Genomic DNA, 24728 nt, shown 5'->3' on the forward strand with positions numbered 1-24728 from the left:
CGGATGCCGACCGCCGCACTGCTCGACCGCTTCCTCACCGGCCTGAAACCCCTCGGCCCCGTCGCCGTCTGGGCCCACGGCTCACTGGGCGGGGGCGACTACCAGGAGGGCCGCAGCGACCTCGACCTGATCGCGGTCCTGCCGCGGCCGGCCACGGCCCGCACCGCCTGGCGGCTGGGGCTGCTCCACGCCCGCCTGCGCGCCGCACCCCTGGCCGGACTGCTGCACTGCACCTATCTGTCGCCCGGCACCGCCGCCGACCCCGAGGAGCGGCATCTGACCTGGGCCCACCAGCAGCTCTTCAAGCGGACGGTCACGCCGGTCACCCGGCGCGAACTCCACGAGTCCGGGCGCGTCCTGTACGGCGAGTCGCCGCGGGAGCTGCTGCCGCCGGTGCCGGATCCGGAACTGGCGGCGTTCGTCGTCCGCGACCAGCGGGACTTCTGGCGGCCGACCCTGCGCAGGGCGGAGCCGTGGCGGCAGGACGTCTGGGTCGACCTGGGCCTGCTCACCTTCGCCCGCGCCACCGTCACGCTGCGGGAGGGCCGTCTGATCACCAAGCGGGAGGCGCTGGACGGGCTGCCCGCCCTGGGGGCTCCCGGCCAGGTCGTCGAGGACATCGCCGAGCGGCGGTACGGGAACGCCGCGCGGCCCGCGGCCACGCCGGAGTGGACCGCCCGCCGCGCCGAGCTGACCCGGAGCTACCTGGGACCGGCCATCGACACGCTGGTGGCCCCGTACTCCTGAACGGGCAGCCCGGACGCCGTCTCCTCGGACCGCTCACGCAGGGAGAGCAGCACCCGCAGCACCGCGATCCACACCAGGCACGAGCCGAACATGTGCAGATCCACCAGGATCTCGGGCAGGTCGGTGAAGTACTGGACGTACCCGATGGCCCCCTGGGCGAGCAGCACCAGGAACAGGTCGCGGGTGCGGGCCGGCGGCCCCTCGGGCGCGTCGACCGCCTTCAGCACGAACCACAGGGCGAACGTCAGCGTCACCACGATCCACGCCAGGACGGCGTGCGCCTTGCTCACCGTCTCCCAGTCGAGCGGCATCCGTGAGACGTCGCTGGAGTCACCCGCGTGGGGCCCCGCGCCGGTCACCACGGTGCCGACCGCGATCAGCAGCACCGAGACGACGGTCAGGACCCGCATCAGCTGCTGGACCGCCTTGCCGACCAGGGGGCGGGGTGCCGCGTCGCCCTCCCGGGTGCGCTGCCACATCACGGTCGCGACGGCGATCAGCGCGGTGGACAGCAGGAAGTGGGCCGCGACGGTGTACGGGTTGAGGCCGACCAGGACCACGATGCCGCCGAGAACCGCGTTGCCCATCACGATCCAGAACTGCAGCCAGCCCAGCCGGGTCACACCGCGCCGGTACGGCTTGTGCGACCGGGCGGCGATGATCGCCCAGCCGACCGCGGCGCACAGCACGTACGTCAGCATGCGGTTGCCGAACTCGATGACGCCGTGGAAGCCCATCTCGCTCGTGGTGGTGAGCGAGGTGTCGGTGCACTTGGGCCAGGTCGGGCAGCCGAGACCCGAGCCGGTCAGGCGTACGGCACCGCCGGTCACGACGATGACCACCGCCATGACGAGGGCGCCGAGGGCCGCCCGCTGGACCGTCCGGGGGTGCGGGGTCCAGCGCGCGGCGATGAAGGCGAGCGGGTTGCGCACGGCGGCTGCGGCGTCGGCGCGGGTCACGTTTGGCACGCCGTCCATCGTAGGCGCCCGCTTGTGCACGCTTTCACGAGGGTCGGTCTCCGGCGTGCGCCCCTACTCCCAGCGGAAGAACTTCCCCGCGGCCGCGAGCCCCACGACCGCCCACACGGTGAGGATCCCCAGGTCGCCCCAGGGCACCCCGGTCCCGTGCTGGAGGACGTCCCGCAGCCCGCCCGACAGGGCGGAGACCGGCAGCAGCCCCAGCAGGCTCTGCGCCGTGTCCGGGAACCTGTCCAGCGGTACGACGACCCCGCCGCCCACGAGGAGCAGCAGGAAGACCAGATTGGCGGCGGCGAGCGTGGCCTCCGCCTTCAGCGTGCCCGCCATGAGCAGTCCGAGCCCGGAGAAGGCGGCGGTGCCGACGACCAGGAGCAGCAGCACGGTCGCCGGGTTGCCGTGCGGCGACCAGCCCAGCGCGAAGGCGATCGCCGTCAGCAGGACGACCTGGAGCACCTCGGTGACCAGCACCGACGCGGTCTTGGCGGTCATCAGGGCCCAGCGGGGCAGTGGCGACGCGGCCAGCCGCTTCAGCACCCCGTACCGGCGCTCGAAGCCGGTGGCGATGGCCTGGCCCGTGAACGCCGTCGACATCACGGCGAGCGCGAGGATGCCGGGGGCGAGGAAGTCGACGGTCTCTCCGGTTCCGGTGTCGATGATGTCCACGGAGCTGAACAGGACGAGCAGCAGCGTCGGGATGACCACCGTCAGCAGCAGTTGCTCGCCGTTGCGCAGCAGCATCTTCGTCTCGAGCACGGCCTGCGCCGCGATCATGCGCCCGAGCGGCGCGGCGCCCGGCTTCGGCGTGTAGGCGCCGGCGGTGTCCGTGGTCGTGGTCATGAGCGCAGCTCCTTGCCCGTGAGCTCCAGGAAGACGTCCTCCAGGGTGTGCCGCTCCACCGAGATGCGGTCCGGCATCACTCCGTGCTGGGCGCACCAGGAGGCGACCGTCGCGAGCAGCTGCGGGTCGACCTTGCCGTTCACCCGGTAGGAGCCCGGTGTCAGCTCGGCGGCCGCGGAGTCCGCGGGCAGCGCCTTGAGCAGGGACGCGACGTCGAGTCCGGGACGGCCCGAGAACCGCAGGGTGTTCTCGGCGCCGCCGCGGCACAGCTCCTCCGGGGAGCCCTGCGCCACGACCCGGCCGGTGTCGACGATGGCGACGTCGTCGGCCAGATGCTCGGCCTCGTCCATGTGGTGCGTGGTGAGGATCACCGAGACCCCGTCGCGGCGCAGGTCCCGCACGAGGTCCCAGGTGGCGTGGCGGGCCTGCGGGTCGAGGCCGGCGGTCGGTTCGTCCAGGAACACCAGCTCCGGACGGCCGACCACGGCCATCGCCAGGGCGAGCCGCTGCTGCTGCCCGCCCGAGAGCCTGCGGTACGTCGTGCGGCCGCACGAGCCGAGACCGAGCCGCTCGATCAGCGCGTCGACGTCCAGCGGGTGGGCGTGCAGCCTCGCGACGTGGCGCAGCATCTCGTCGGCGCGGGCGCCGGAGTAGACGCCGCCCGACTGGAGCATCACGCCGATCCGCGGGCGCAGCGCGGAGCCCTGTCTCACCGGGTCAAGGCCCAGGACGCGGACGGTCCCGGAGTCCGGCCTCCGGTATCCCTCGCAGACCTCGACCGTGGTCGTCTTGCCCGCCCCGTTGGGACCGAGCACGGCGGTGACGCCCGCCCGGGCCACCAGGTCGAGGCCGTCCACCGCGGTCTTCGTGCCGTACCGCTTCACCAGGGCCTGGACCTGGACCACGGGCTCACTTCGCATGGGTCACGAGTCTAGGTAGCCCGCAGAGTGCTCGGTGGCGGGGGTGCGGGATCTCCTTCGCACGGGGCCGTCACCCGCGGGGCCGGTGCACGGGCAGCCAGCGTTCCGCGTAGGCGACCGCGGCAGGGAGCGGGAACAGCCGGGCCTCGGCCGAACCGATCCGGCCGCGCAGGACCGGCCGGTCGCGCTCGAAGTCGTGGCCCAGTTCGTCGAACCGCTCCGAGGTGATCGACACCTCGGTCACCCGCTCCCACCCCACCGGTCCCGGGCGCCCCACCTCCACCAGCGGGGAGGTGATCCGGTACTCGGCGAGATGGAAGGCGGTGCACGCCTTGTAGCCCGCGCCCAGGAGCAGGACCCTGGCGGCCAGCCGTTCCAGCACGGCCAGGGGACTGCGCTCGCCGAGCCGGCAGTCGGTCGCGTGGTCCGCGACGACCTCGGCGGCGCGTGCGCCGAGGGCCGCGAAGGAGGTCTGCGGATGCGCGCTGCGCCGGGCGCCCGGCCAGGTGCGCACCGTCTCGGGGAGCACGCCGACCCCGCGCGAGGGCGTGATCAGCGGGTCGAAGGGGGGCATCGCGGCCCGCACGGTGTCCCACCAGTCCTCGGGCACCGGCGGGCTCGTCCACAGTGCCGGGTCCGAGAGGTCGCCGGTCTGGGTGGGGACCACCAGGGTGCCACCCGGACCGAGGACGTCGAGCAGCGCCTGGACGACGGCGACGGGCCCTCCGCAGACCCAGCCGAGGGAGCTGAGGGAGGAGTGCGCGAGGAGGGTGTCACCGGTGCGCACACCCAGTTCGCGCAGGCCGGTGCCGATCGTGCCCCGGGTGACGAGCGGGCCGGTGGGAGGGGGTGTGGGCATGCGGGGAGTGTTGCGGAAGCGGCCCGGGTACGCCAGCGGATCGCCGCCCGCGCCGGCGCCGCCGTCGCCCCGCGGTGGTCGATCAGAGATCGTTTCCGCAGGTCACCTTAGGTATGCCTAAGTGACGCAGGGCACCGCCGGATGATCCGGCACGGCTTGCCCGCCCCCGAGGAATTACGCAACAATGGCGTTGTGAAAAACGTTGGCGAGGCTCCGCAGGAGGAACTCGCGACCGGTGAGCGGTCCACCCGCAACCGCGTCGCGCGCTCCATCCTGGACCACGGGCCGTCGACCGTCGCCGAGCTCGCCGGGCGCCTGGGCCTGACCCAGGCCGCCGTCCGGCGCCATCTCGACGCGCTGGTCGCCGACGACGTGGTCGAGGCCCGCGAGCAGCGGATCTACGGCGCGCGCACGCGCGGGCGACCCGCCAAGGTCTTCGCGCTCACCGACTGCGGCCGGGACGCCTTCGACCAGTCGTACGACAAGCTGGCCGCCGACGCGCTGCGCTGGATCGCCGAGCAGGAGGGCGGGGAGCAGGCGATCGCCGCCTTCGCCCGCGCCAGGATCGCCGCCCAGTCGGGCGTGTACCGCAAGGCGGTCGAGTCCGTCCCCGCGGAAAAACGCGCGGAAGCCCTGGCCAAGGCCCTGAGCGAGGACGGGTACGCTGCTACCGCGCGGAGCGCGCCCCACCCCCAGCAGGGCGAGCAGCTGTGCCAGCACCACTGCCCGGTCGCCCACGTCGCGGAGCAGTTTCCGCAGCTGTGCGAGGCGGAGACGGAATTTTTCGCCGAGCTGCTCGGTACGCATGTACAGCGGCTCGCGACCATCGCGCACGGCGACGGGGTCTGCACCACGTTCATTCCGAAGACTTCGCACGCGCCGCCCGCGGCGCACGCGCCCACGAACACCGCTCACGCATCTGCAAGCACGGCCGGGAGGAACCCCGCATGACGCTCCCCACGGAGACTGCTCACCCTGAGCTCGAGGGCCTGGGCAAGTACGAATACGGCTGGGCCGACTCCGACACGGCCGGCGCCTCTGCCAAGCGCGGCATCAACGAGGACGTCGTCCGCGACATCTCCGCGAAGAAGAACGAGCCGGAGTGGATGACCAAGCTCCGTCTCAAGGGACTGCGCCTCTTCGAGAAGAAGCCGATGCCGAACTGGGGCTCGGACCTGTCGGGCATCGACTTCGACAACATCAAGTACTTCGTGCGCTCCACGGAGAAGCAGGCGGAGTCCTGGGAGGACCTGCCCGAGGACATCAAGAACACCTACGACAAGCTCGGCATCCCCGAGGCGGAGAAGCAGCGCCTCGTCGCCGGTGTCGCGGCCCAGTACGAGTCGGAGGTCGTCTACCACCAGATCCGCGAAGACCTGGAGGAGCAGGGTGTCATCTTCCTGGACACGGACACGGCCCTGAAGGAGCACCCGGAGCTCTTCAAGGAGTACTTCGGGACGGTCATCCCCGTCGGCGACAACAAGTTCGCGTCGCTGAACAGCGCCGTGTGGTCCGGCGGCTCCTTCATCTACGTGCCGAAGGGCGTGCACGTCGAGATCCCGCTCCAGGCCTACTTCCGTATCAACACGGAGAACATGGGCCAGTTCGAGCGGACCCTGATCATCGTCGACGAGGGTGCCTACGTGCACTACGTCGAGGGCTGCACCGCGCCGATCTACAAGTCGGACTCGCTGCACTCCGCGGTCGTCGAGATCATCGTCAAGAAGAACGCCCGCTGCCGCTACACGACCATCCAGAACTGGTCGAACAACGTCTACAACCTGGTCACCAAGCGCGCCGTGGCGTACGAGGGCGCGACCATGGAGTGGGTCGACGGCAACATCGGCTCCAAGGTGACGATGAAGTACCCGGCCGTCTACCTGATGGGCGAGCACGCCAAGGGCGAGACCCTGTCCATCGCCTTCGCGGGCGAGGGCCAGCACCAGGACGCCGGTTCCAAGATGGTCCACATGGCGCCGAACACCTCCTCCAACATCGTGTCGAAGTCCGTGGCGCGCGGCGGCGGCCGTACCTCCTACCGCGGTCTCGTCGAGATCGGCGAGGGCGCCCACGGGTCCAAGTCGAACGTGCTGTGCGACGCGCTGCTCGTCGACACCATCTCCCGCTCCGACACGTACCCCTACGTGGACGTCCGCGAGGACGACGTGTCCATGGGCCACGAGGCGACCGTCTCCAAGGTCTCCGAGGACCAGCTCTTCTACCTGATGAGCCGCGGTCTGAGCGAGTTCGAGGCGATGGCGATGATCGTGCGCGGCTTCGTCGAGCCGATCGCCAAGGAGCTGCCCATGGAGTACGCCCTCGAGCTCAACCGGCTGATCGAGCTGCAGATGGAAGGCGCGGTCGGCTGAGGCCCGCCCCCGAAGCAGTCGCCAGATTCCGACGCAGGAACGCAGGAAGAGAGCAGACCGACAGCCATGGCTGAGGCTCAGAACATCCCCGTGGGGTCCACCACCGCGGGCCAGATCGCGGTGGCCGCCGAGTCGACCGTCGCCACGCGCATGAGCGCGCCCGCGTCCTTCGACGTGGCGGACTTCCCCGTCCCCCACGGCCGCGAGGAGGAGTGGCGGTTCACGCCCCTGGAGCGGCTGCGCGGGCTGCACGACGGCACCGCCGTCGCCACGGGTGACGGCGTGAAGGTCGACATCGACGCGCCCGAGGGCGTCGTCGTCGAGACCGTCGGCCGCGACGACGCGCGTGTCGGCAGGGCCGGCACCCCGGTGGACCGGGTCGCCGCCCAGGCGTACGCGGCGTTCGAGAAGGCCGGCGTGATCACCGTCCCCAAGGAGACGGTCCTCACCGAGCCGATCCGCATCGCCGTGCACGGCGAGGGCGGGACCGCCTACGCCCACCAGGTCGTCGAGCTGGGTGCCTTCGCCGAGGCCGTGGTCGTCATCGACCACACCGGTGACGCGGTGCTCGCCGCCAACGTCGACTACGTCCTGGGCGACGGCGCCAAGCTGACCGTCGTCTCCGTCCAGGACTGGGACGACAAGGCCGTGCACGTCGGCCAGCACAACGCGCTGATCGGCCGCGACGCCGGCTTCAAATCCTTCGTCGTCACCTTCGGCGGCGACCTGGTCCGGCTGCACCCGCGCGTGGCCTACGCCGGTCCCGGCGGCGAGGCCGAGCTGTTCGGCCTGTACTTCACCGACGCCGGCCAGCACCAGGAGCACCGCCTCCTGGTCGACCACAACGTCCCGCACTGCAAGTCGAACGTCGTCTACAAGGGCGCGCTCCAGGGCGACGACGCGCACGCGGTGTGGATCGGCGACGTGCTCATCGAGGCCGCGGCCGAGGGCACCGACACCTACGAGATGAACCGCAACCTCGTCCTCACGGACGGCGCCCGGGTCGACTCGGTGCCGAACCTGGAGATCGAGACCGGCGAGATCGTCGGCGCCGGCCACGCCTCCGCCACCGGCCGCTTCGACGACGAGCAGCTCTTCTACCTGATGGCGCGCGGCATCCCCGAGCTCGACGCCCGCCGCCTGGTGGTCCACGGCTTCTTCGCCGAGCTGGTCCAGCAGATCGGTGTCCCGGACATCGAGGCCCGCCTGCTCACCAAGATCGCCAAGGAGCTGGAGGCGTCGGTCGCATGACCTTCGTACGCGTCTGTGGAGCGGACGAGCTGGAGGAGGACACCCCGAAGCGGGTGGAACTCGACGGCACGCCGATCTCCGTCGTGCGGACCGAGGGCGAGGTCTTCGCGATCAACGACATCTGCTCGCACGCGAACGTCTCCCTCGCCGAGGGCGAGGTCGACGACTGCCACATCGAGTGCTGGCTGCACGGCTCGCGCTTCGACCTGCGGTCCGGCAAGCCCGACAGTCTTCCGGCGACGCGCCCCGTCCCCGTATATCCCGTAAAGATCGAAGGGGACGACGTGCTCGTCTCCCTCACCCAGGAGTCCTGAGGCACCCATGGCAACGCTTGAAATCCGAGACCTGCACGTCACCGTCGAGGCCGACAACGCCACGAAGGAGATCCTCAAGGGCGTCGACCTCACCGTGAAGCAGGGCGAGACGCACGCCATCATGGGCCCCAACGGCTCCGGCAAGTCGACCCTCGCCTACTCGCTCGCGGGTCACCCCAAGTACACGATCACCGGCGGCTCCGTCACCCTCGACGGCGAGGACGTCCTGGAGATGTCCGTCGACGAGCGCGCCCGCGCCGGCCTGTTCCTCGCGATGCAGTACCCCGTCGAGGTGCCCGGCGTCTCGGTCTCCAACTTCCTGCGCACCTCCGCCACCGCCGTCCGCGGCGAGGCCCCCAAGCTGCGCCACTGGGTCAAGGAGGTCAAGGAGGCCATGGAGCGCCTCAACATGGACCCCGCCTTCGCCGAGCGCAACGTCAACGAGGGCTTCTCCGGCGGTGAGAAGAAGCGCCACGAGATCCTCCAGCTGGAGCTGCTCAAGCCGAAGATCGCGGTGCTCGACGAGACCGACTCCGGCCTGGACGTCGACGCCCTGCGCGTCGTCTCCGAGGGCGTCAACCGCGTCCGTGAGTCCGGTGAGGTCGGCACGCTGCTGATCACGCACTACACGCGCATCCTGCGCTACATCAAGCCCGACTTCGTCCACGTGTTCTCCGCCGGCCGCATCGCCGAGTCCGGCGGCGCCGAACTGGCCGACAAGCTGGAGAACGAGGGCTACGAGGCATACACGAAGGGTGGCGTATCCGCGTGACACAGCTGCCGGGCCTCCTCGACACCGAGGCGATCCGCAAGGACTTCCCCATCCTGGACCGCCAGGTCCACGACGGGCAGAAGCTCGTGTACCTGGACAACGCGGCGACCAGCCAGAAGCCGCGACAGGTGCTGGACGCGCTCAGCGAGTACTACGAGCGCTACAACGCCAACGTCCACCGTGGCGTGCACGTCCTCGCCGAGGAGGCCACGGCGCTGTACGAGGGCGCGCGTGACAAGGTCGCGGAGTTCGTCAACGCGCCCTCGCGCGACGAGGTGATCTTCACCAAGAACGCCTCGGAGTCACTCAACCTCGTCGCGAACATGCTGGGCTGGGCCGACGACCCCTACCGCGTGGACCACGAGACCGAGATCGTCATCACGGAGATGGAGCACCACTCCAACATCGTGCCGTGGCAGCTGCTCGCGCAGCGCACCGGCGCGAAGCTCCGCTGGTTCGGCCTCACGGACGACGGCCGCCTGGACCTGTCCAACATCGACGAGGTCATCACCGAGAAGACGAAGATCGTTTCCTTCGTGCTGGTCTCCAACATCCTGGGCACCCAGAACCCGGTCGAGGCGATCGTGCGCCGCGCCCAGGAGGTCGGCGCGCTCGTGTGCATCGACGCCTCCCAGGCCGCGCCGCACATGCCGCTGGACGTGCAGGCCCTCCAGGCCGACTTCGTGGCCTTCACCGGCCACAAGATGTGCGGCCCGACCGGCATCGGCGTGCTGTGGGGCCGCCAGGAGCTGCTGGAGGACCTCCCGCCGTTCCTCGGCGGCGGCGAGATGATCGAGACGGTCTCGATGCACTCCTCCACCTACGCCCCGGCCCCGCACAAGTTCGAGGCGGGTACGCCCCCGGTCGCGCAGGCGGTCGGTCTGGGCGCGGCGATCGACTACCTCGACTCGATCGGCATGGACAAGGTCCTGGCCCACGAGCACGCGCTCACCGAGTACGCGGTGAAGCGGCTCCTTGAGGTCCCGGACCTGCGCATCATCGGCCCCACCACGGCCGAGGAGCGCGGCGCCGCGATCTCCTTCACCCTGGGTGACATCCACCCGCACGACGTGGGCCAGGTCCTCGACGAGCAGGGCATCGCGGTCAGGGTCGGCCACCACTGCGCCCGCCCCGTCTGCCTGCGCTACGGAATTCCTGCGACCACGCGAGCGTCGTTCTATCTGTACTCCACGCCGACCGAGATCGACGCGCTGGTCGACGGTCTGGAGCACGTACGGAACTTCTTCGGCTGACGGGACGAGCGAAGAGCATGAAGCTGGACTCCATGTACCAGGAAGTCATCCTGGACCACTACAAGAACCCGCACGGGCGGGGCTTGCGGGATGGCGACGCCGAGGTTCACCACGTCAACCCGACCTGCGGTGACGAGATCACGCTCCGCGTGAAGTACGACGGCACCACGATCAGCGACGTCAGCTACGAGGGCCAGGGCTGCTCGATCAGCCAGGCGAGCGCCTCCGTGCTGAACGACCTGCTGGTCGGCAAGGACCTCGCCGAGGCGCAGCGCATCCAGGAGACCTTCCTGGAGCTGATGCAGTCCAAGGGCAGGATCGAGCCCGACGACGCGATGGAGGAGGTCCTGGAGGACGCGGTCGCGTTCGCCGGGGTCTCGAAGTACCCGGCCCGGGTCAAGTGCGCCCTGCTGAGCTGGATGGCATGGAAGGACGCGACGGCCCAGGCACTGGACGGCGCCGACGCCGAGAAGGAGACGACGGCATGAGTGAGACCGTGGAAATGAAGCCGGCCTCCGAGGAGGAGGTCCGCGAGGCCCTGCTGGACGTCGTGGACCCCGAGCTGGGCATCGACGTCGTCAACCTGGGCCTGATCTACGGCGTCCACATCGACGACGCGAACATCGCGACCATCGACATGACCCTGACGTCGGCGGCCTGTCCGCTGACGGACGTGATCGAGGACCAGGCCAAGTCCGCGACGGACGGCATCGTCAACGAGCTGCGCATCAACTGGGTGTGGATGCCGCCGTGGGGCCCGGACAAGATCACCGACGACGGCCGCGAGCAGCTGCGCGCGCTCGGGTTCAACGTCTGAGACATACCGCGCGGCGTCCGGAACACCACCGGACGCGGAAACGGCGACGCCTTCGGGTGCCGCCGTTTCCGTATACCTGCCCGCCGTCGTTATGTACGCTCGTACGCATGGGATACCTGCTCCTGGCCGGAGCCATCGCCGCCGAGGTCGCCGGCACCACCGCCATGAAGTACAGCGAGGGCTTCAGCAAGCTGGTGCCGTCCCTGCTGACGGCACTCGCCTACGTACTCTCCTTCGCGCTGCTCGCCCAGACCCTGAAGCTCCTCGCCGTCGGCACCGCGTACGCCATCTGGGCCGGGGTGGGGACGGCGGCCATCGCCACGATCGGGGTGGCGTTCCTGGGGGAGGGGATGACCCTCACCAAGGCCGCCGGCATCGCGCTCATCATCATCGGCGTCGTCGTCCTCAATCTGGGGGGTGCGCACTGATGCCCCGCCGCCACGACCCGGAGCGCCGCCAGCGCATCATCGACGCGGCGATCGCGGTCGTCGGACGGGCCGGCATCGCGGGTCTCAGCCACCGCACCGCCGCCGCCGAGGCGGACGTGCCGCTCGGCTCCACGACGTACCACTTCGCGACCCTGGACGACCTGATGGTCGCCGCCCTGCGGCAGGCCAACGAGGGCTTCGCCAAGGTCGTCGCCGCCCATCCCGCCCTGTCCGACCCCGAGGCCGACCTGCCCGGCGAACTGGCCCGCGTCCTGGGTGAATGGCTGGGCGGCGACCGCACCGGCGTGGAGCTGGAGTACGAGCTGTACCTCGCCGCCCTGCGCCGCCCGGCGCTGCGCCCGGTCGCCGCGGAGTGGGCCGAGGGCGTGGGCGCCCTGCTCGCCGCCCGCACGGACCCCACCACGGCCCGCGCACTGGTCGCCGTACTGGACGGCATCTGCCTCCAGGTCCTGCTCATGGACACGCCGTACGACGAGGCGTACGCGCGGGAGGTGCTGACGCGGCTGATCCCCGCGCCCGGCACCCGGGACGACCCCGGCCCCGGCTCGCATCCACGGCGGACGGCCGGTTAGGTTGCCCTCATGACCGACACGACTGCTCCCCGCACCACCGGCGCCGTGGCCGCCGGCCTCGCCACGATCGCCGCCGACGGCACCGTCCTCGACACCTGGTTCCCGGCTCCCGAACTGACCGCCGCGAGTGCCGAGGGCCCTGGCCCGTCAGGTACCGAGCGGCTCACCGCCGAGCAGGCCGCCGAACTCCTGGGCGGCGGCGCGACCGCCGCGGTCGGTCCGGACGCCCGCCGCGGCGTCGAGGTGGTCGCGGTCCGCACGGTCATCTCCTCGCTGGAGGAGAAGCCGGTCGACACGCACGACGTCTACCTGCGCCTGCACCTGCTCTCGCACCGCCTGGTCGAGCCGCACGGCCAGAGCCTGGACGGCATCTTCGCCCACCTCGCCAACGTCGCCTGGACCTCGCTGGGCCCGGTCGCCGTCGACGACGTCGAGAAGGTCCGCCTCAACGCCCGCGCCGAGGGCCTGCACCTCCAGGTCACCTCGATCGACAAGTTCCCCCGCATGACGGACTACGTCGCCCCCAAGGGCGTCCGCATCGCCGACGCCGACCGGGTCCGTCTCGGCGCGTACCTCTCCGAGGGCACCACCGTCATGCACGAGGGCTTCGTCAACTTCAACGCCGGCACGCTCGGCACCTCGATGGTCGAGGGCCGCATCTCCGCGGGCGTCGTCGTCGGCGACGGCTCCGACATCGGCGGCGGCGCCTCCACCATGGGCACCCTTTCCGGCGGCGGCAACGTCCGCATCACCATCGGCGAGCGCTGCCTGGTCGGCGCCGAGGCGGGCGTCGGCATCGCGCTGGGCGACGAGTGCGTGGTCGAGGCCGGTCTCTACGTCACCGCAGGCACCCGCGTCACGATGCCCGACGGCCAGATCGTCAAGGCCCGCGAACTCTCCGGCGCCTCCCACATCCTCTTCCGCCGCAACTCGGTCACGGGCACGGTCGAGGCCCGCCCGAACAACGCGGTATGGGGCGGCCTGAACGAGGTCCTGCACAGCCACAACTGACGGTGTGTCCGCCGAGCGCCCTCCCGGCCCGTCGCGGGGAGGGCGCTCACGCGTTGCCTTTGGCGGCCCTGTCCTGCTGACGGCGCACGATCTCCGTGATCCAGACGGGGGCGTACGGGGAGGTGCAGCCCGGGGGAGTCGGGTAGTCCTTCAGGACCCCGAGGCGCTCACCGACGGCGATCGCGCGGGCGCGGTGCTCGGGGTGGTCGATGCCGATCCGGGCCAGACAGTGGTTCATCGCCCACTGGAGGCGGTCCGGGGCGTCCTTCATCCGCGTCTCGACGGTGTCGAGCAGCCCCGGCAGGTCCAGGCCCGCGGGCTTCCTCGTCACGCGTTCGGTCGTCAGTGCCCAGCCGGCGCTCGCGACGACGGGGTCGGGATCGGCGCTCCAGGCCACGCGCAGGTCCTCGGCGTGCGGGTTCTTCTTCACCACGTAGGTGACGAGCCAGTCGTGCACCTTGGGCGTGCGCGCCTCGCGCAGCATGGTGTCCAACTCGTCGCGCGCGAAGGTCCTGGGGCGGCAGATCAGGATCCCGAGCAGCCGTGCGGCGGTGTCGTCCGTCGCCCAGAGGCGGCGCGCGAGTTCCGGCTGGGTCTTCAGCCGCCTGGCGAGCGCGCGGAGCCTGGTGAGGTTCACCCCGTGGTCGTCGCCGTGCTTCTCGTTCACCGCCCGGATCCTGGGGTCCTCGAGCCCGGCCAGCTCGGCCATCACCTCGGCCGCCGTCGGCCCGGTCGGCGTGTTCTCCGGCACGTCGGCCGCCTCCTGTCGCCCCCTGTCGGTCACCTGCGGGGCCCAGCCTACGGCGTTCACCCTTCAGGGCCCGGTGCCGCTTCAGCAGCGCGGTGACGCGGGCCTGGCCGGCCGTGGTGCCGAGCCCGGTAGGGAGGTCGTCGGGGCACGGCTCGCAGGGGTCGCTCCACCAGCGGCAGCCCGTTGTCCCGGATGCGTGTCCGCCCGGCACGCCACGGGCCACGGAGCGTGCTCCGCTCGTCGCGAGGACCGAGGGCGGTGGGTGCGGCGCACCGCCGGCGCTTGGGGCGGGCGGTGCCACGCGCGCACGTACGGATGACTCCCCGTGGCCTTCCGGTGGTCCTGGCGGATGAACGGGTGGACGCGGAGTCGATCAGACGCCGGTCCGACGGAACGAGGGGCCCGGGACGACCAACGAACGGGCGGGGAGCGTGGCGCGCCGGCCGGCCGGGGCGGGCGCCGCGGTGCTGGTGTGCTGCCTCCCGGTGGGGGCCGCGGGGACGCGCACGCCGACGAGACGACCACCGGTTCGCACAACGGACCCCGCGTGGGGCTCCTCAACGTCCACGTCGGGCAGCAGATCGACGACCCCCCGGAGGACGTGCTGGAGCACACCCTGCTGTTCGGCGACGGCTACGCCTGGGCCCGGCCCGCGTCGGCGACCAGTTCCTCGTACGCCGCCAGCAGCGCGGCCGTGGTCTCCCGGTCGGCGTCCCGCAGCGGTGCGCGGACCGGGCCCGCCGGCAGGCCCAGCGCGCCGAGGAGGGCCTTGGCGGCGACCGTGCCGGGCAGGCCGGCCGCCATCATCGGCTCGATGAGCGGGATCGCCCGTCGCTGGAGCAGGGCGGCGCGCCCGGTGTCGCCCGCGTCGAAGGCGTCGAGGACGGCCCGGAACAGGTCCGGGACGACGTTGGCGACGGTGCTGACGTATCCCGTCGCGCCGACCGCGTACAGGGCGAGGATCTGCTCGTCGCAGCCCGCGTAGTACGCCAGGCCGGTGCGGGAGAGCACCTTCTGGGTGCCGAGGAGGTCGTGGGCGCAGTCCTTGACGGCGACGATCCGCGGGTGCTCCGCGAGGCGGACGAGGGTGTCGGGTTCGATACGGATGCCGGTGCGGGCCGGGATGTCGTAGAGGGCGGCGGGCAGGCCGCTCGCGTCGGCGACCTCCCGGAAGTGCGCCTCCAGGGCGTCCTGCGGGGGCCTGCTGTAGTACGGCGCGACCACCAGCAGTCCGTCCGCGCCCGTCTTCTCGGCGGCCAGGGCCAGTTCCACGGTGTGCCGGGTGTCGGCGGTACCGACCCCGGCGACGAGCGCCGCACGGTCCCCGACCGCCTCGCGCACCGCCGTGACCAGCGCCGCCTTCTCGGCGTCCGTGGTGGTCGGCGACTCGCCCGTGGTGCCGGACAGCACCAGGCCGTCACAGCCCCGCGAGACCAGCCGCTCGGCGAGCCGCTGGGCACCGTCGAGGTCGAGGGCGCCGGACCCGGTGAAGGGCGTGACCATGGCGCACAGGGTGCGGCCGAAGGGGGCGGGGCGGTCGTCGTCTGTCGTCATGGAAGTAGTGTCGGCGGTCGGACCGTGTAGCTCCACTTAATTCTCCTACGAGGTACCGATAAGGAACGCTTCGGTGGCGGGGCCGTTCCGGCAGAGGGGAGGGCGAGGGCGAGGGCAGGGGTAGCGCCGCTCGGGCCGGGGTACCCGGGGTGCTCCGAACCGAGAGGAGGCGGGAACACCGTGACCGGAACCATGCACACCAGGCCGGTGCGCGACGAGCAGCACTCCGTGGGCGAACTCGTCGGTCAGGCCACCGAACAGCTCTCCCGGCTCGTGCGCCAGGAAGTGGCCCTCGCCAAGATGGAGCTGGCCGAGAAGGGCAGGCGTGCCGGGCGCGGCGGCGGACTGCTCGGTGCCGCGGGCGCCATCGCCTACGTCGGTCTGTTCGCCCTGGCCGGCACGGCCACCGCCGCGCTCTCGCTGGTGCTGCCCGTATGGGCCGCGGCGCTCATCGTGACGGGGGCGCTCTTCGTCGTCGCCGCCGTACTCGCCATGACCGGGCGCGCCCAGCTCCGCCGGGCCGTGCCGCCCAAGCCCGAGGAGACCCTCGGCAGTGTCAGGGCCGACGTGGACCAGATCAGGGAAAGGGCACATCGATGACCGAGGCGACGAGCCGGGACGGTACGGGGAGCGGCTCCACCGCGCGGCCGGTCGGCGGGGCCAAGGGCCCCGACGAGCTGCGCAGGCAGATCGAACAGACCCGCGGACAGCTCGGCGACACCGTCGAGGAGCTGGCGGGCAAGGCGGACGTGAAGGGCCGCGCCAAGGTTCGGGCCGCCGACCTGCGGGACAAGGCCGGTGCCATGACCGTGCAACTGCGCAGTTCCGCCGCACAGGCAGGGCACGCCGTCCAGGACAGGGCGGGCCGGGCCGGTCACACCGCGCAGGACACGGCGGGCCGGGCCAGGAACACCGCGCGCGACAAGGCGGGCCGGGCCCGTGACACCGCGGAGCGGCACGTGCCGACGGGGCGCGCTCGCGGTGCCGTACGGGCGGGGCTCGGGCACCCGCGTGCCGTGCTGGTCGCCGGGGCGGCGGCGGGCGTGGTGGTGGCGGCGAGCCTCATGCGACGCCGTCTGCACGGGCACCGCTGAGCGCACAGGGGGGCGAGGGTGGCGAGGGACCCCGGACGGGGCCCCTCGCCACACCTGCGGTCAGGGACGGAACCGCAGCACCTGCGGGTCGTGGTCGCTGATCTGGTCGTGGAACTCGGCGTTGACGTGCACGCTGTCGTAGGACAGGTGACCGCCGTGCCGGACCGACGGGCTGACCAGGATCTGGTCGAGGACCTGGCTGTTGCCCTGGTAGACGTACGAGTAACGCTCGCTCCTCGGCAGCGACTTGACCGCGGACCACAGGACCCCGTCGTCCTCCAGGATGCGGGCGGTCGTCGAGAACTCGAAGTCGTTGATGTCGCCGAGGGCGACGACGTCCGCGTTCCTCTGGGTGGCCAGGACCTCCTTGACGAAGGTGTTCACCACCTTCGCCTGGGCGTGGCGCTGGGTCTCGGAGCTGCGCGACGGCGGCTGGTACTGCGCCGCCAGACCCTGGTCGCCGCCCTTGGAGTTGAAGTGGTTGGCGATGACGAAGACCGTCCGGCCGCGGAAGACGAACTCGCCCGCCAGCGGCTTGCGGCTGTCCTCCCAGGCCGCGTTCGCCGGGTCGACCCGGCCGGGGGAGAGGGTCAGCGCCGCCTTGCCGCGCACCTTCCGCACCCCGGTCGCGGTGATCGCGTCGCCGCCCGCGCGGTCGGTGAAGGAGACCCGCTCGGGGTTGAACAGGAACGCCTGGCGGATGTTGCCGCCCGGCTGGCCGCCGTCCGTCCTGTCGAACGGGTCGATGCCGCGCCAGTCGTAGCGCGGGCCGCCGGCCGCGACGATCGCGTCGATCAGCTTGCCGACCGTCGCGTCGGCGGCCACCGTGCCGTCGTCCGTGGCGCCGTTGTTGTCCTGGATCTCCTCCAGGGACACGATGTCGGGCGACTTCAGGTGGTGCACGATCGCGTCGGCGTGTGCCGCGAACGTGTCGTCGGACGGGTCGAGGTTCTCGACGTTGTACGTGGCCACCGCCAGCTCGCGGGCGCTCTGCCGACGCGTCGACTCGCGCTCCGTGCCGCCGCGCTCCAGGGCGCCGGTCTCGCCCGCGACCAGGGTGTAGCCGCCGTACTGGTTGTAGTCCAGCGGACCGGCGGTGGTGCCGGTGAGCGTGTCGCCCACGTCGGCGGCGGGGAAGTCGGCCGGCTTGCCCAGCGACTGGATCTGCAGCCGGCCGGTGTTCTGGGCGGCGTAGGAGCCGTAGACCGTGCCGCCGCGGCGGTTCGGGTTCTCCCACGGCTTCACCGTGACCCACAGCTCGGTGTAAGGGTCCGAGGCGCCGACCACACGGGCGTCGGCGACCCGGACGCGCATGCCCTCCAGGGACTCGTAGTAGTCCAGGGCGTACCTCGCGGGCCGCAGCGGCAGGCCGTTGACCGACCCGTTCGCCGCCTCGTCGCCCTCGGGGGCGTACGCCCACGGCACGGAGCGGGCGGAGACGGTCGTCGCGGCCGGGAGCGCGTTGCCGCTGGAGGCGACGGTGACCGTCGGGCGGGTGATCTCGGTCACCGACTGGTTCCTCGAGGACGTACCGCCGGGTACGTACTCCGAGACCGTGCCGGAGACCGTCACGGCGTCGCCGGCGGCGACCTCCGGGGCCCTGCTCGTGAAGACGAAGACGCCCTCACTGGTGGCCGGGTCGGCGTCCGGCCGCGGGTCCTGCATCCAGAAACCCTTGGAGGAGCCGTAGCCGCGGACGCCGGTGACGATTCCGGCCACGTCCGCGACCTGTTCGCCGGCGTAAGGGGACAGCCGGGTGCTGCCCTGGATGTCGTGGACACGTACGGATTCGGCCGCCGCGGAGGCGGCGTGCGCGGGCATGGTGAGGGCGACGGTGGACGCCGCCGAGCAGACGGCGGCGACGGTGAGCGCGGCGAGGCGCGTGGAGGACTTGCTGGCCAACGGGATCCCTCCGGGGACGTGACGTGGCGCCGGGACGAGGGTGGGGCGCGAGGGGGTCACGGGCTCGTCCGAGCCCGGTACGGGCTCACGAGGACCCGTTACGGGGCGCACGATCCGATACGGGGCGCACGTGGGCCCGAGGAGCGACATGGGTCCGGGTGAACACCTGTCCCCCCGGCTCGCCCCCCGCTTTCTACGCGCGTCAATCTCCTGTGTGGCCAGGCCGGTTGTCAAGGTTTCGGCCAGGTACACCACCCGACGGGGAGAGGAACCGGGCGGCATGGGTTCAAACCCGTCTAGGCTGAGCCGTTGAGCCGTACGCAGTCCGGACGCACTCCGTGATCCGTACGCAGGCCGGAGCCGGAGTCCGGATGCGGCCGTACGGCGGTCAAGAGGCGCGCGAGGAGAAACAGCCGATGTCAGACAGCTCCACCCTGCCGCCCGCACGGCTGCGCCCCGAAGCGGAGCTGGCCCGCGACGCGATGTCCGCCCCGGTGCTCGCGCGGGCCGCGCGGCTGGCCCGCTGGGCCGGACCCGACACCCGCGTCGACGCCGGGGGCGGACTCGTCGAGGAACAGTTGCCCGCGGCGGCCGAGCAACTCGGGCTGAGCGGGGACGACGCCGCCGCGTACGCGAGCGAGGCCTGGCGGATCGCCGTGGACACCGGGCTCGTCGAGATCACCGACGAGGAGGCGGGCACCGTGGCGGCGGGCGAGGATCTCACCCTGCTCACCGGCGGCTCCCCCCAGGACGTCCTCGGGGTCTGGCTCACCGCTCTGGAGGCGGTACTCGCCGACGCGAGCGTGCCCGACCTCGACGACCTGGTCGACGCGATGGCCGAGGGCGGCGAGGTCGACCTGTCGTCCCTCGACTGGGATCCGGACGCCGAGTCCGAGTTCCTCGACGGCGTGCTCGGCAACCTCTACCTGCTGGCCGTCGGCGGGGACGGCCCCGAAGCCCCGGTGCCGCTGCCCGCGCTGGCCGCCTCCGTGATCGTGCCCAGTGACATGGGCGAGCCCAGCAACGAGGTGCTGGAGCGGGTGTCGGACGCGATGATGCGCCTGGACGACCAGTTCCGGCTGCTCGGACCGGTCGGACTCGTCGAGTACCAGCCGGTCGACGAGGCGCTCATGGCCGACGCGGACGAGGAGCCCGCCGCCCCCGTCGACGAGGCCGACGTGGCCCGCTACGGCATGGTGCGGCTCACCCCGCTCGGTCTGTACGGACTGCGCGCCCGGCTCCTGGACGCCGGTTTCGAGGCCCCCGCCGTCGGTGACCTCGCCGACAAGGGCGCCGACGCGCTGCTCGACGGCACCGCACCCTTCCCGCCGGCCGCGGCCCACGCCGAGACCGAGCTGTGGCTGTCCGGCCGGAGCCCGCTCGACGCCGCCCGGGAACTGCTGGCGGCGGCCCGTGGCACCGACACCGGCGCGCCCCTGCGACGGCTGCGCTGCCAGCAGGCGCTCTCGCTCGTCGGCGCCGAGGCCGAGCCCGCCCTGCGGGAGGTGCTCGACGACGCCGAACTGGGCGGCCTGGCCCGGGTGTGGCTCACCGAGCACGGGGCCCGGGACGTGCCGGCCCCGCCGCAGGAGATGGTCTTCTGGCTGACCATCGACACCGTGGCCGCGCAACTCGCGGCCGAGGGCAACTCCGAGGAACTGCGCGCCCTGGTGGAGGGTCTCGCCCGTCAGCACAGCGGCTTCTTCGACACGGCCTGGCGGGTCGGGCACCCGGCCACGCCGGACGTCCTGGAGGCGATGGGGCGGCTGCACCCCGACAAGAAGATCGCCAAGGAGGCCCGCAAGGCGGCGTTCAAGGCACGTTCCCAGCAGGGCGGCTGACGGGCGGCGCGGGCGAGCGGCTGCGCTGCCTGCGCGGACAGCGCTGCTCGTGCCGCTCGCGTCGACCGTGCTGCTCGTGCCGCTCGCGTCGACCGACGGGCCGGGAGAGACGGCCGGGCAGTCGGAGGGGAGCGGCGGTTGGCCGCCTCCGGCCGGGGGACACGGTCGGCGCGGCCTGGAGGTGGTGGTCGGTCCGCGGCTGGGAGGCGGCGGCCGGCCCTGCGGCCGGGGGTGGTCGTTGGTCTGTGGTCGGCACTCGGGACGTGGCGATCGGCCCGTGGCCGGAAGGCGGCGGTCGGTACGTGACGACCGGTCCGTGGCCGGTATGTGGAGGTCGGCCCCCCGCTGCCGTGTGGAGACGGCCCCCTGCCGGGTGGAGACGGTCGGCCTGCGGCGGGTGGAGACGGCTCCCTGCCGGGTGGAGGCGGCCGGCCTGCGGCGGGTGGAGGCGGTCGGCCTGCGGGGGGCGGAGGCGGCCGGCCGCCGGGAGGCGTCGTCGCCAGTTCAGCTCCTGTTCAGGCACCGTCGGGACCGCCGTTCAGGCGCGGGCGGAAGCGTGACGCCGGACCGAGGTCCGCCACCCCCCCCATGGCTCGCCCACCGTCACAGGAGACAACATGTCACTCACCCGCAGGGACTTCGCCAGTCGATCCGCGCTCACCGGCGCCGGAGTCGTACTGGCGGGCAGCGTCGGCGCCCTCGCCACCGCCCCGAACGCCCTCGCGTCCACGGACACCGACAGCGCGGGGGAGGAGCACGGCCGCGGACACGGACACGGACATGGTCACGATCACGGCGGCGTCGGTTACGGACCGCTGAACCCCGACCCGGACGGCATCCTCGCCCTGCCCGCCGGCTTCCGGTACGAGATCATCACCTACTCCGGCCGGACCAAGCTGGAGTCCGGCGAGTACACCCCGTCCAACCACGACGGCACCGCTGCCTTCGACGGCCCGCGCGGCACCACCCTCCTCGTCAACAACCACGAACTCGGCGGCCACCGCGACGACTGGCCGCACCCCGTGCCGCTCACCGAGGGCCTCGTCTACGACCCGGCCGCCGCCGGCGGCTGCACGGTCGTCGAGGTCCGCCGCGGCGGCCAGGTCGCCGAGTGGGTCGGCATCGCCGGTACCGCCACCAACTGCGCGGGCGGCAGCACCCCGTGGGGCACCTGGCTGACCTGTGAGGAGACCGAGGACAAGGCCGGCAGGAACGGCATGACCAAGGACCACGGCTACGTCTTCGAGGTCGACCCCGAGGACCGCCGCGCCAACCGGGACCCCAAGCCGGTCAAGGCACTCGGCCGCTACGCCCACGAGGCCGTCGTCATCGACCCCAAGCGCGGCCACGCCTACCTCACCGAGGACGCCTCCGGCCCCAACGGCCTGTTCTACCGCTGGACGCCGCCGGAGCACTTCCGGCACGGCCGCGGCCGGCTGCGCACCCTGGCCGACGACGCCGGGGTCCTGCAGGCATTCAAGTGCTTCGACTCCGGCGGCAAGTTCGTCGACGACCTCTCCCGCGCGACGAGGACCGGCACGGTCTACGGCGTCGACTGGGTCGACGTCCCCGACCGCGACGCGAGGACCACGTCCGTGCGCAAGCAGTTCGCCGCCGGTGAAGTCACCCGCGCGCGCAAGCTGGAGGGCATGTGGTGGGCCGACGGCGGCACCTACATCGTCTCCTCCTTCGCCCGTGACGAGAGCCCCGGCCGCCCGCACGACGGCCAGGTCTGGTTCTACGACCCCAAGCGCCGCACCCTGACGTTGAAGGTCCTGCTCGGCGTCAACGCCGCCCCCTCGGCCGACGGCGCCTTCGACGGCCCCGACAACATCACCGTCTCCCCGTACGGCGGCCTGGTCATCGCCGAGGACGGCGACGGCGTCCAGCACCTGTTCGGCGCCACCGACAGCGGGCGCACCTACCCCATCGCCCGCAACGAACTGAACCTGGGCAGCGCGGACGACCCCGAGTACAGCGAGTTCACCGGGGTCACCTTCTCGCCCGACGGCCGGACCCTGTACGCCAACATCCAGACGCCCGGCATCATGCTGGCCATCACCGGGCCGTGGAAGCGCCACACGCGCCGGTGACCGATTCGGCCGCCCGACCGACGGCCGCCGTTTCGAAGTGATGAACGTCCACGTGCGAAGGCAGGAGGTACCTCCACCCGTAACGGGGCGGTCACGGGTCCGGGTCCCGGCTCCGCACAACGCGCCGGTGTGGCAGCGGTACGCGCACAGCCGCACGGCGGCCCGACCGAACAGGTGCCGCGGCAGTGCGCGCCCCCACCTGGAACCTCGCCGGGTGCCGGGCGGCCACGGCCCGTCGGCCAGGGCGAACCGGCACACCTTCGGCGGTCTCTCGGACGCGGCGTCCCGGACGGTCCCGCTGCCGGAGGCCGCCCGGGACGCCGACTGCCCTGGGCGGCCCGAGCCAGGCGCGCCGCCCTCGGCGCCGCCCGCACCCGCATCCGCGCGCGGGTGCGGGCCGCACCCCTGCCGACCGCGGTAGGGTGCGGCGACGAACCTCCGTGTGCAGGGAGTACCGGGATGGCGCGGGTCAGGCCCATGCGCGCGGATGCCCGCCGCAACCGTGAGCGGCTGCTGGAGGCGGCGGCGGTGGCCTTCGCGGAGCACGGGGAGGGCGCGTCCCTGGAGGACATCGTCAAACGCGCGGGAGTCGGGACCGGCACCCTGTACCGGCACTTCCCGACGCGGCAGGCACTGCTGGAGGCCGCCTACCTCGACCGGATCGAGGCGATCGCGGCGCGCGCCGACGTGATCGCGGCCGAGCGGGCGCCGGGCGGCGCGCTGCTGGAGTGGCTGGGTGAACTCGCCGCCGGGATGATCCGGGTCCGCGGGATGAAGACGCTGCTCGGCACCGCCGTCACGGCGGGCGGTTCGGCGGTGGACACGGCCTGCGGCGACTGTCTGCGGGGCGCGGCCGGGCGGCTGGTGCGGGCGGCGCAGGCCGAGGGCACGCTGCGGCGGGACGTCGAGCCGATCGAGGTACTCAGGCTGGTGCACGGGGTGGCGACGGCGGTCGAGTCGACCGGCGAGGCGGACCCGGCGGAGGGGACGTCCGTTCGCCGGTATCTGTCGCTGGTGTGGGACGGGCTGCGGGCGTAGTCCGCCGAAGGGGCGCTCGCGGATCCGGGAGCGCCCCCGCGGCCGCTCGCCTACAGTGCCTTGGCCGCCGGCTTCACCATCCCGCGCACCGTGCGGGACTTGACGAAGTCGCCCAGTGCGGTCATCTCCCACTCGCCGGAGTACTGGCGGATCAGCTTCGCCATCATCACACCGGTCTGCGGCTCGGCGCTGGTGAGGTCGAAGCGGACCAGTTCCTCGCCGCTCGCGGCGTCGATGAGGCGGCAGTAGGCCTTGGCGACCTCCGTGAACTTCTGGCCCGAGAAGGAGTTCACCGTGAAGACCAGGCCGCTGACCTCCTGCGGGAGCCTGCCGAGGTCGACGACGATCACCTCGTCGTCGCCGCCGCCCTCGCCGGTCAGGTTGTCGCCCGAGTGCTTGATCGCACCGTTCACGATGGAGAGCTTGCCGAAGTAGCAGCTGTCGATGTGGTTGCGCTGCGGGCCGTAGGCGATGACCGACGCGTCCAGGTCGATGTCCTTGCCGCGGTACGCCGGCTCCCAGCCGAGGCCCATCTTGACCTGGGAGAGCATCGGCCTGCCGCCCTTGACGAGGGAGACGGTCTGGTTCTTCTGGAGGCTGACCCGGCCCTTGTCGAGGTTGATCTTCCCGGCGCCCGGGGCGGGGGCCGGCGGGGCGGGCGGTGCCGCGGGCATCGCCGGCGGAGCGGCGGGCATCGTCGGCGCGGCGGCGGGCGGGGGCGGCGTGGCGGCCTGCGGCCGCTGCGGCGCGGGCTGGACCGGGGCGGCCGGCTCCTCCACCGAGACGCCGAAGTCCGTGGCGATGCCGGCCAGGCCGTTGGAGTAGCCCTGGCCGACCGCACGGGCCTTCCAGGCGCCGTTGCGCAGGTAGACCTCGACGATCACCAGTGCGGTCTCGGTGCCGAGCCGCGGAGGCGTGAAGGTGGCGAGGACGGAGTTGTCGTCCGCGTCGCGGACGGTGGCGGTCGGCTCGATGCCCTGGAAGGTCTGGCCGGCGGCGTCCGGGCTGGCCGTGACGACGATCTTCTCGATGCCCGGCGGGACGGCGGAGGTGTCGACCACGATCGCGTCCGGGGCACTGCCGCCGCCGGAGCGGTAGGTCACGCCCTGGCCGCTGGGCTGGTTGTAGAAGATGAAGTCGTCGTCGGAGCGCACCTTGCCGTCGGCGGTGAGCAGCAGGCCCGATACGTCGAGCCGCACGGGCGCGGCGACGTCCACCGTCACGCGGGCGGCGGAGAGGGGGATGTTCGAGCCGGGGGTCATAGCTGTCATGCCGGGTGAACGAGCGAGGGCGTTTTACCGTTCCCT

General features: G+C 72.2%; 25 protein-coding genes and 1 pseudogene. 18 read left to right on the forward strand and 8 right to left on the reverse strand.

All coding sequences use genetic code 11. The features are described 5' to 3' along the window. Positions 1 to 3: 3 nt before the first annotated feature. The gene (locus tag ACGFYH_RS03490; RefSeq protein WP_393801442.1) at positions 4 to 747 is read left to right on the forward strand and encodes a nucleotidyltransferase domain-containing protein; all 744 of its coding nucleotides are present in this window, start codon (positions 4 to 6) and stop codon (positions 745 to 747) included. On the opposite strand, the gene ACGFYH_RS03495 is transcribed toward ACGFYH_RS03490, so the two are convergent. The 4 genes from ACGFYH_RS03495 to ACGFYH_RS03510 form a co-directional block, all read right to left on the reverse strand. Further along, positions 702 to 1724, reverse strand: a complete 1023-nt coding sequence (locus ACGFYH_RS03495; RefSeq protein ID WP_393801443.1) for a heme A synthase — start codon at positions 1722 to 1724, stop codon at positions 702 to 704. The two genes, ACGFYH_RS03490 and ACGFYH_RS03495, sit on opposite strands and share 46 nt — an antisense overlap. Positions 1725 to 1778: 54 nt before the next feature. After that, positions 1779 to 2561 (reverse strand): ABC transporter permease, encoded by a 783-nt coding sequence (locus ACGFYH_RS03500; RefSeq protein WP_393801444.1) that lies wholly within the window; start codon positions 2559 to 2561, stop codon positions 1779 to 1781. Then, positions 2558 to 3481 (reverse strand): ABC transporter ATP-binding protein, encoded by a 924-nt coding sequence (locus ACGFYH_RS03505; RefSeq protein ID WP_393801445.1) that lies wholly within the window; start codon positions 3479 to 3481, stop codon positions 2558 to 2560. The genes ACGFYH_RS03500 and ACGFYH_RS03505 overlap by 4 nt, the downstream gene beginning before the upstream one ends. A gap of 70 nt (positions 3482 to 3551) precedes the next feature. After that, positions 3552 to 4340, reverse strand: a complete 789-nt coding sequence (locus tag ACGFYH_RS03510) for an aminoglycoside N(3)-acetyltransferase (RefSeq protein WP_393801446.1) — start codon at positions 4338 to 4340, stop codon at positions 3552 to 3554. 192 nt (positions 4341 to 4532) lie between these two features. On the opposite strand from ACGFYH_RS03510, the gene ACGFYH_RS03515 reads away from it, so the two are divergent. The 11 genes from ACGFYH_RS03515 to dapD all read left to right on the forward strand — a co-directional run bounded on the left by ACGFYH_RS03515 (position 4533) and on the right by dapD (position 13148). Then, positions 4533 to 5291 carry a helix-turn-helix transcriptional regulator gene (locus ACGFYH_RS03515; protein ID WP_393801447.1) on the forward strand — a complete coding sequence of 253 codons (759 nt, stop codon included), beginning with the start codon at positions 4533 to 4535 and terminating at the stop codon, positions 5289 to 5291. Next, complete coding sequence (gene sufB / locus ACGFYH_RS03520; RefSeq protein ID WP_393801448.1) at positions 5288 to 6709, forward strand: Fe-S cluster assembly protein SufB; 1422 nt, start codon at positions 5288 to 5290, stop codon at positions 6707 to 6709. Before ACGFYH_RS03515 ends, sufB begins: the two co-directional genes overlap by 4 nt. Positions 6710 to 6775: 66 nt before the next feature. Continuing rightward, positions 6776 to 7960: a Fe-S cluster assembly protein SufD gene (sufD, locus tag ACGFYH_RS03525; protein ID WP_393801449.1), complete on the forward strand. Its 1185-nt coding sequence runs from the start codon at positions 6776 to 6778 to the stop codon at positions 7958 to 7960. Beyond that, positions 7957 to 8274, forward strand: coding sequence for a non-heme iron oxygenase ferredoxin subunit (locus ACGFYH_RS03530; protein WP_053128856.1), 318 nt, complete (start codon positions 7957 to 7959; stop codon positions 8272 to 8274). Before sufD ends, ACGFYH_RS03530 begins: the two co-directional genes overlap by 4 nt. Positions 8275 to 8281: 7 nt before the next feature. Beyond that, positions 8282 to 9046 (forward strand): Fe-S cluster assembly ATPase SufC, encoded by a 765-nt coding sequence (sufC, locus tag ACGFYH_RS03535; protein WP_393801450.1) that lies wholly within the window; start codon positions 8282 to 8284, stop codon positions 9044 to 9046. Further along, positions 9043 to 10299, forward strand: coding sequence for a cysteine desulfurase (locus ACGFYH_RS03540; RefSeq protein WP_393801451.1), 1257 nt, complete (start codon positions 9043 to 9045; stop codon positions 10297 to 10299). Before sufC ends, ACGFYH_RS03540 begins: the two co-directional genes overlap by 4 nt. Before the next feature lie 17 nt (positions 10300 to 10316). Then, positions 10317 to 10787, forward strand: a complete 471-nt coding sequence (sufU, locus tag ACGFYH_RS03545; RefSeq protein ID WP_037770408.1) for a Fe-S cluster assembly sulfur transfer protein SufU — start codon at positions 10317 to 10319, stop codon at positions 10785 to 10787. Beyond that, complete coding sequence (locus ACGFYH_RS03550; protein ID WP_055416328.1) at positions 10784 to 11116, forward strand: metal-sulfur cluster assembly factor; 333 nt, start codon at positions 10784 to 10786, stop codon at positions 11114 to 11116. Before sufU ends, ACGFYH_RS03550 begins: the two co-directional genes overlap by 4 nt. Positions 11117 to 11223: 107 nt before the next feature. Beyond that, positions 11224 to 11544, forward strand: coding sequence for a DMT family transporter (locus ACGFYH_RS03555; protein ID WP_393801452.1), 321 nt, complete (start codon positions 11224 to 11226; stop codon positions 11542 to 11544). Further along, on the forward strand, positions 11544 to 12137 hold the full coding sequence (locus ACGFYH_RS03560) for a TetR/AcrR family transcriptional regulator (RefSeq protein WP_393801453.1): 594 nt from the start codon (positions 11544 to 11546) through the stop codon (positions 12135 to 12137). Before ACGFYH_RS03555 ends, ACGFYH_RS03560 begins: the two co-directional genes overlap by 1 nt. 9 nt (positions 12138 to 12146) lie before the next feature. After that, positions 12147 to 13148, forward strand: a complete 1002-nt coding sequence (dapD, locus tag ACGFYH_RS03565; RefSeq protein WP_393801454.1) for a 2,3,4,5-tetrahydropyridine-2,6-dicarboxylate N-succinyltransferase — start codon at positions 12147 to 12149, stop codon at positions 13146 to 13148. A 46-nt stretch (positions 13149 to 13194) separates the two neighbouring features. Here the strand turns inward: dapD and ACGFYH_RS03570 are convergent, their stop codons facing one another. Beyond that, the gene (locus ACGFYH_RS03570; RefSeq protein WP_393801527.1) at positions 13195 to 13857 is read right to left on the reverse strand and encodes a DNA alkylation repair protein; all 663 of its coding nucleotides are present in this window, start codon (positions 13855 to 13857) and stop codon (positions 13195 to 13197) included. 473 nt (positions 13858 to 14330) lie between these two features. Between ACGFYH_RS03570 and ACGFYH_RS03575 the strand changes: the two are divergent. Then, positions 14331 to 14542 (forward strand): annotated as a pseudogene (locus tag ACGFYH_RS03575) (hypothetical protein); the annotation flags it as partial. Here the strand turns inward: ACGFYH_RS03575 and dapA are convergent. Beyond that, entirely contained in the window at positions 14533 to 15453 is a 921-nt protein-coding gene (dapA, locus tag ACGFYH_RS03580; protein WP_393801455.1) for a 4-hydroxy-tetrahydrodipicolinate synthase, read from the reverse strand. The pseudogene ACGFYH_RS03575 and the gene dapA sit on opposite strands and share 10 nt — an antisense overlap. Before the next feature lie 180 nt (positions 15454 to 15633). Between dapA and ACGFYH_RS03585 the strand changes: the two genes are divergently transcribed. Next, entirely contained in the window at positions 15634 to 16053 is a 420-nt protein-coding gene (locus ACGFYH_RS03585) for a phage holin family protein (RefSeq protein ID WP_393801456.1), read from the forward strand. After that, on the forward strand, positions 16050 to 16547 hold the full coding sequence (locus ACGFYH_RS03590) for a DUF3618 domain-containing protein (RefSeq protein WP_393801457.1): 498 nt from the start codon (positions 16050 to 16052) through the stop codon (positions 16545 to 16547). Before ACGFYH_RS03585 ends, ACGFYH_RS03590 begins: the two co-directional genes overlap by 4 nt. A gap of 60 nt (positions 16548 to 16607) precedes the next feature. Here the strand turns inward: ACGFYH_RS03590 and ACGFYH_RS03595 are convergent, their stop codons facing one another. Then, positions 16608 to 18449: an endonuclease/exonuclease/phosphatase family protein gene (locus ACGFYH_RS03595; RefSeq protein ID WP_393801458.1), complete on the reverse strand. Its 1842-nt coding sequence runs from the start codon at positions 18447 to 18449 to the stop codon at positions 16608 to 16610. A gap of 416 nt (positions 18450 to 18865) precedes the next feature. Here ACGFYH_RS03595 and ACGFYH_RS03600 point away from each other — a divergent pair, with 416 nt between their 5' ends. The 3 genes from ACGFYH_RS03600 to ACGFYH_RS03610 all read left to right on the forward strand — a co-directional run bounded on the left by ACGFYH_RS03600 (position 18866) and on the right by ACGFYH_RS03610 (position 23421). Then, the gene (locus ACGFYH_RS03600; RefSeq protein ID WP_393801459.1) at positions 18866 to 20290 is read left to right on the forward strand and encodes a hypothetical protein; all 1425 of its coding nucleotides are present in this window, start codon (positions 18866 to 18868) and stop codon (positions 20288 to 20290) included. Positions 20291 to 20907: 617 nt separating this feature from the next. Beyond that, positions 20908 to 22383, forward strand: coding sequence for a PhoX family protein (locus ACGFYH_RS03605; protein ID WP_393801460.1), 1476 nt, complete (start codon positions 20908 to 20910; stop codon positions 22381 to 22383). 459 nt (positions 22384 to 22842) lie between these two features. Next, the gene (locus ACGFYH_RS03610; protein ID WP_393801461.1) at positions 22843 to 23421 is read left to right on the forward strand and encodes a TetR/AcrR family transcriptional regulator; all 579 of its coding nucleotides are present in this window, start codon (positions 22843 to 22845) and stop codon (positions 23419 to 23421) included. A gap of 50 nt (positions 23422 to 23471) precedes the next feature. On the opposite strand, the gene ACGFYH_RS03615 is transcribed toward ACGFYH_RS03610, so the two are convergent. Next, the gene (locus tag ACGFYH_RS03615) at positions 23472 to 24692 is read right to left on the reverse strand and encodes a TerD family protein (RefSeq protein ID WP_393801462.1); all 1221 of its coding nucleotides are present in this window, start codon (positions 24690 to 24692) and stop codon (positions 23472 to 23474) included. Positions 24693 to 24728 lie beyond the last annotated feature (36 nt).

This window comes from Streptomyces sp. NPDC048392 (assembly GCF_043200575.1).
In the GTDB taxonomy this organism is placed as follows: Bacteria; Actinomycetota; Actinomycetes; order Streptomycetales; family Streptomycetaceae; genus Streptomyces.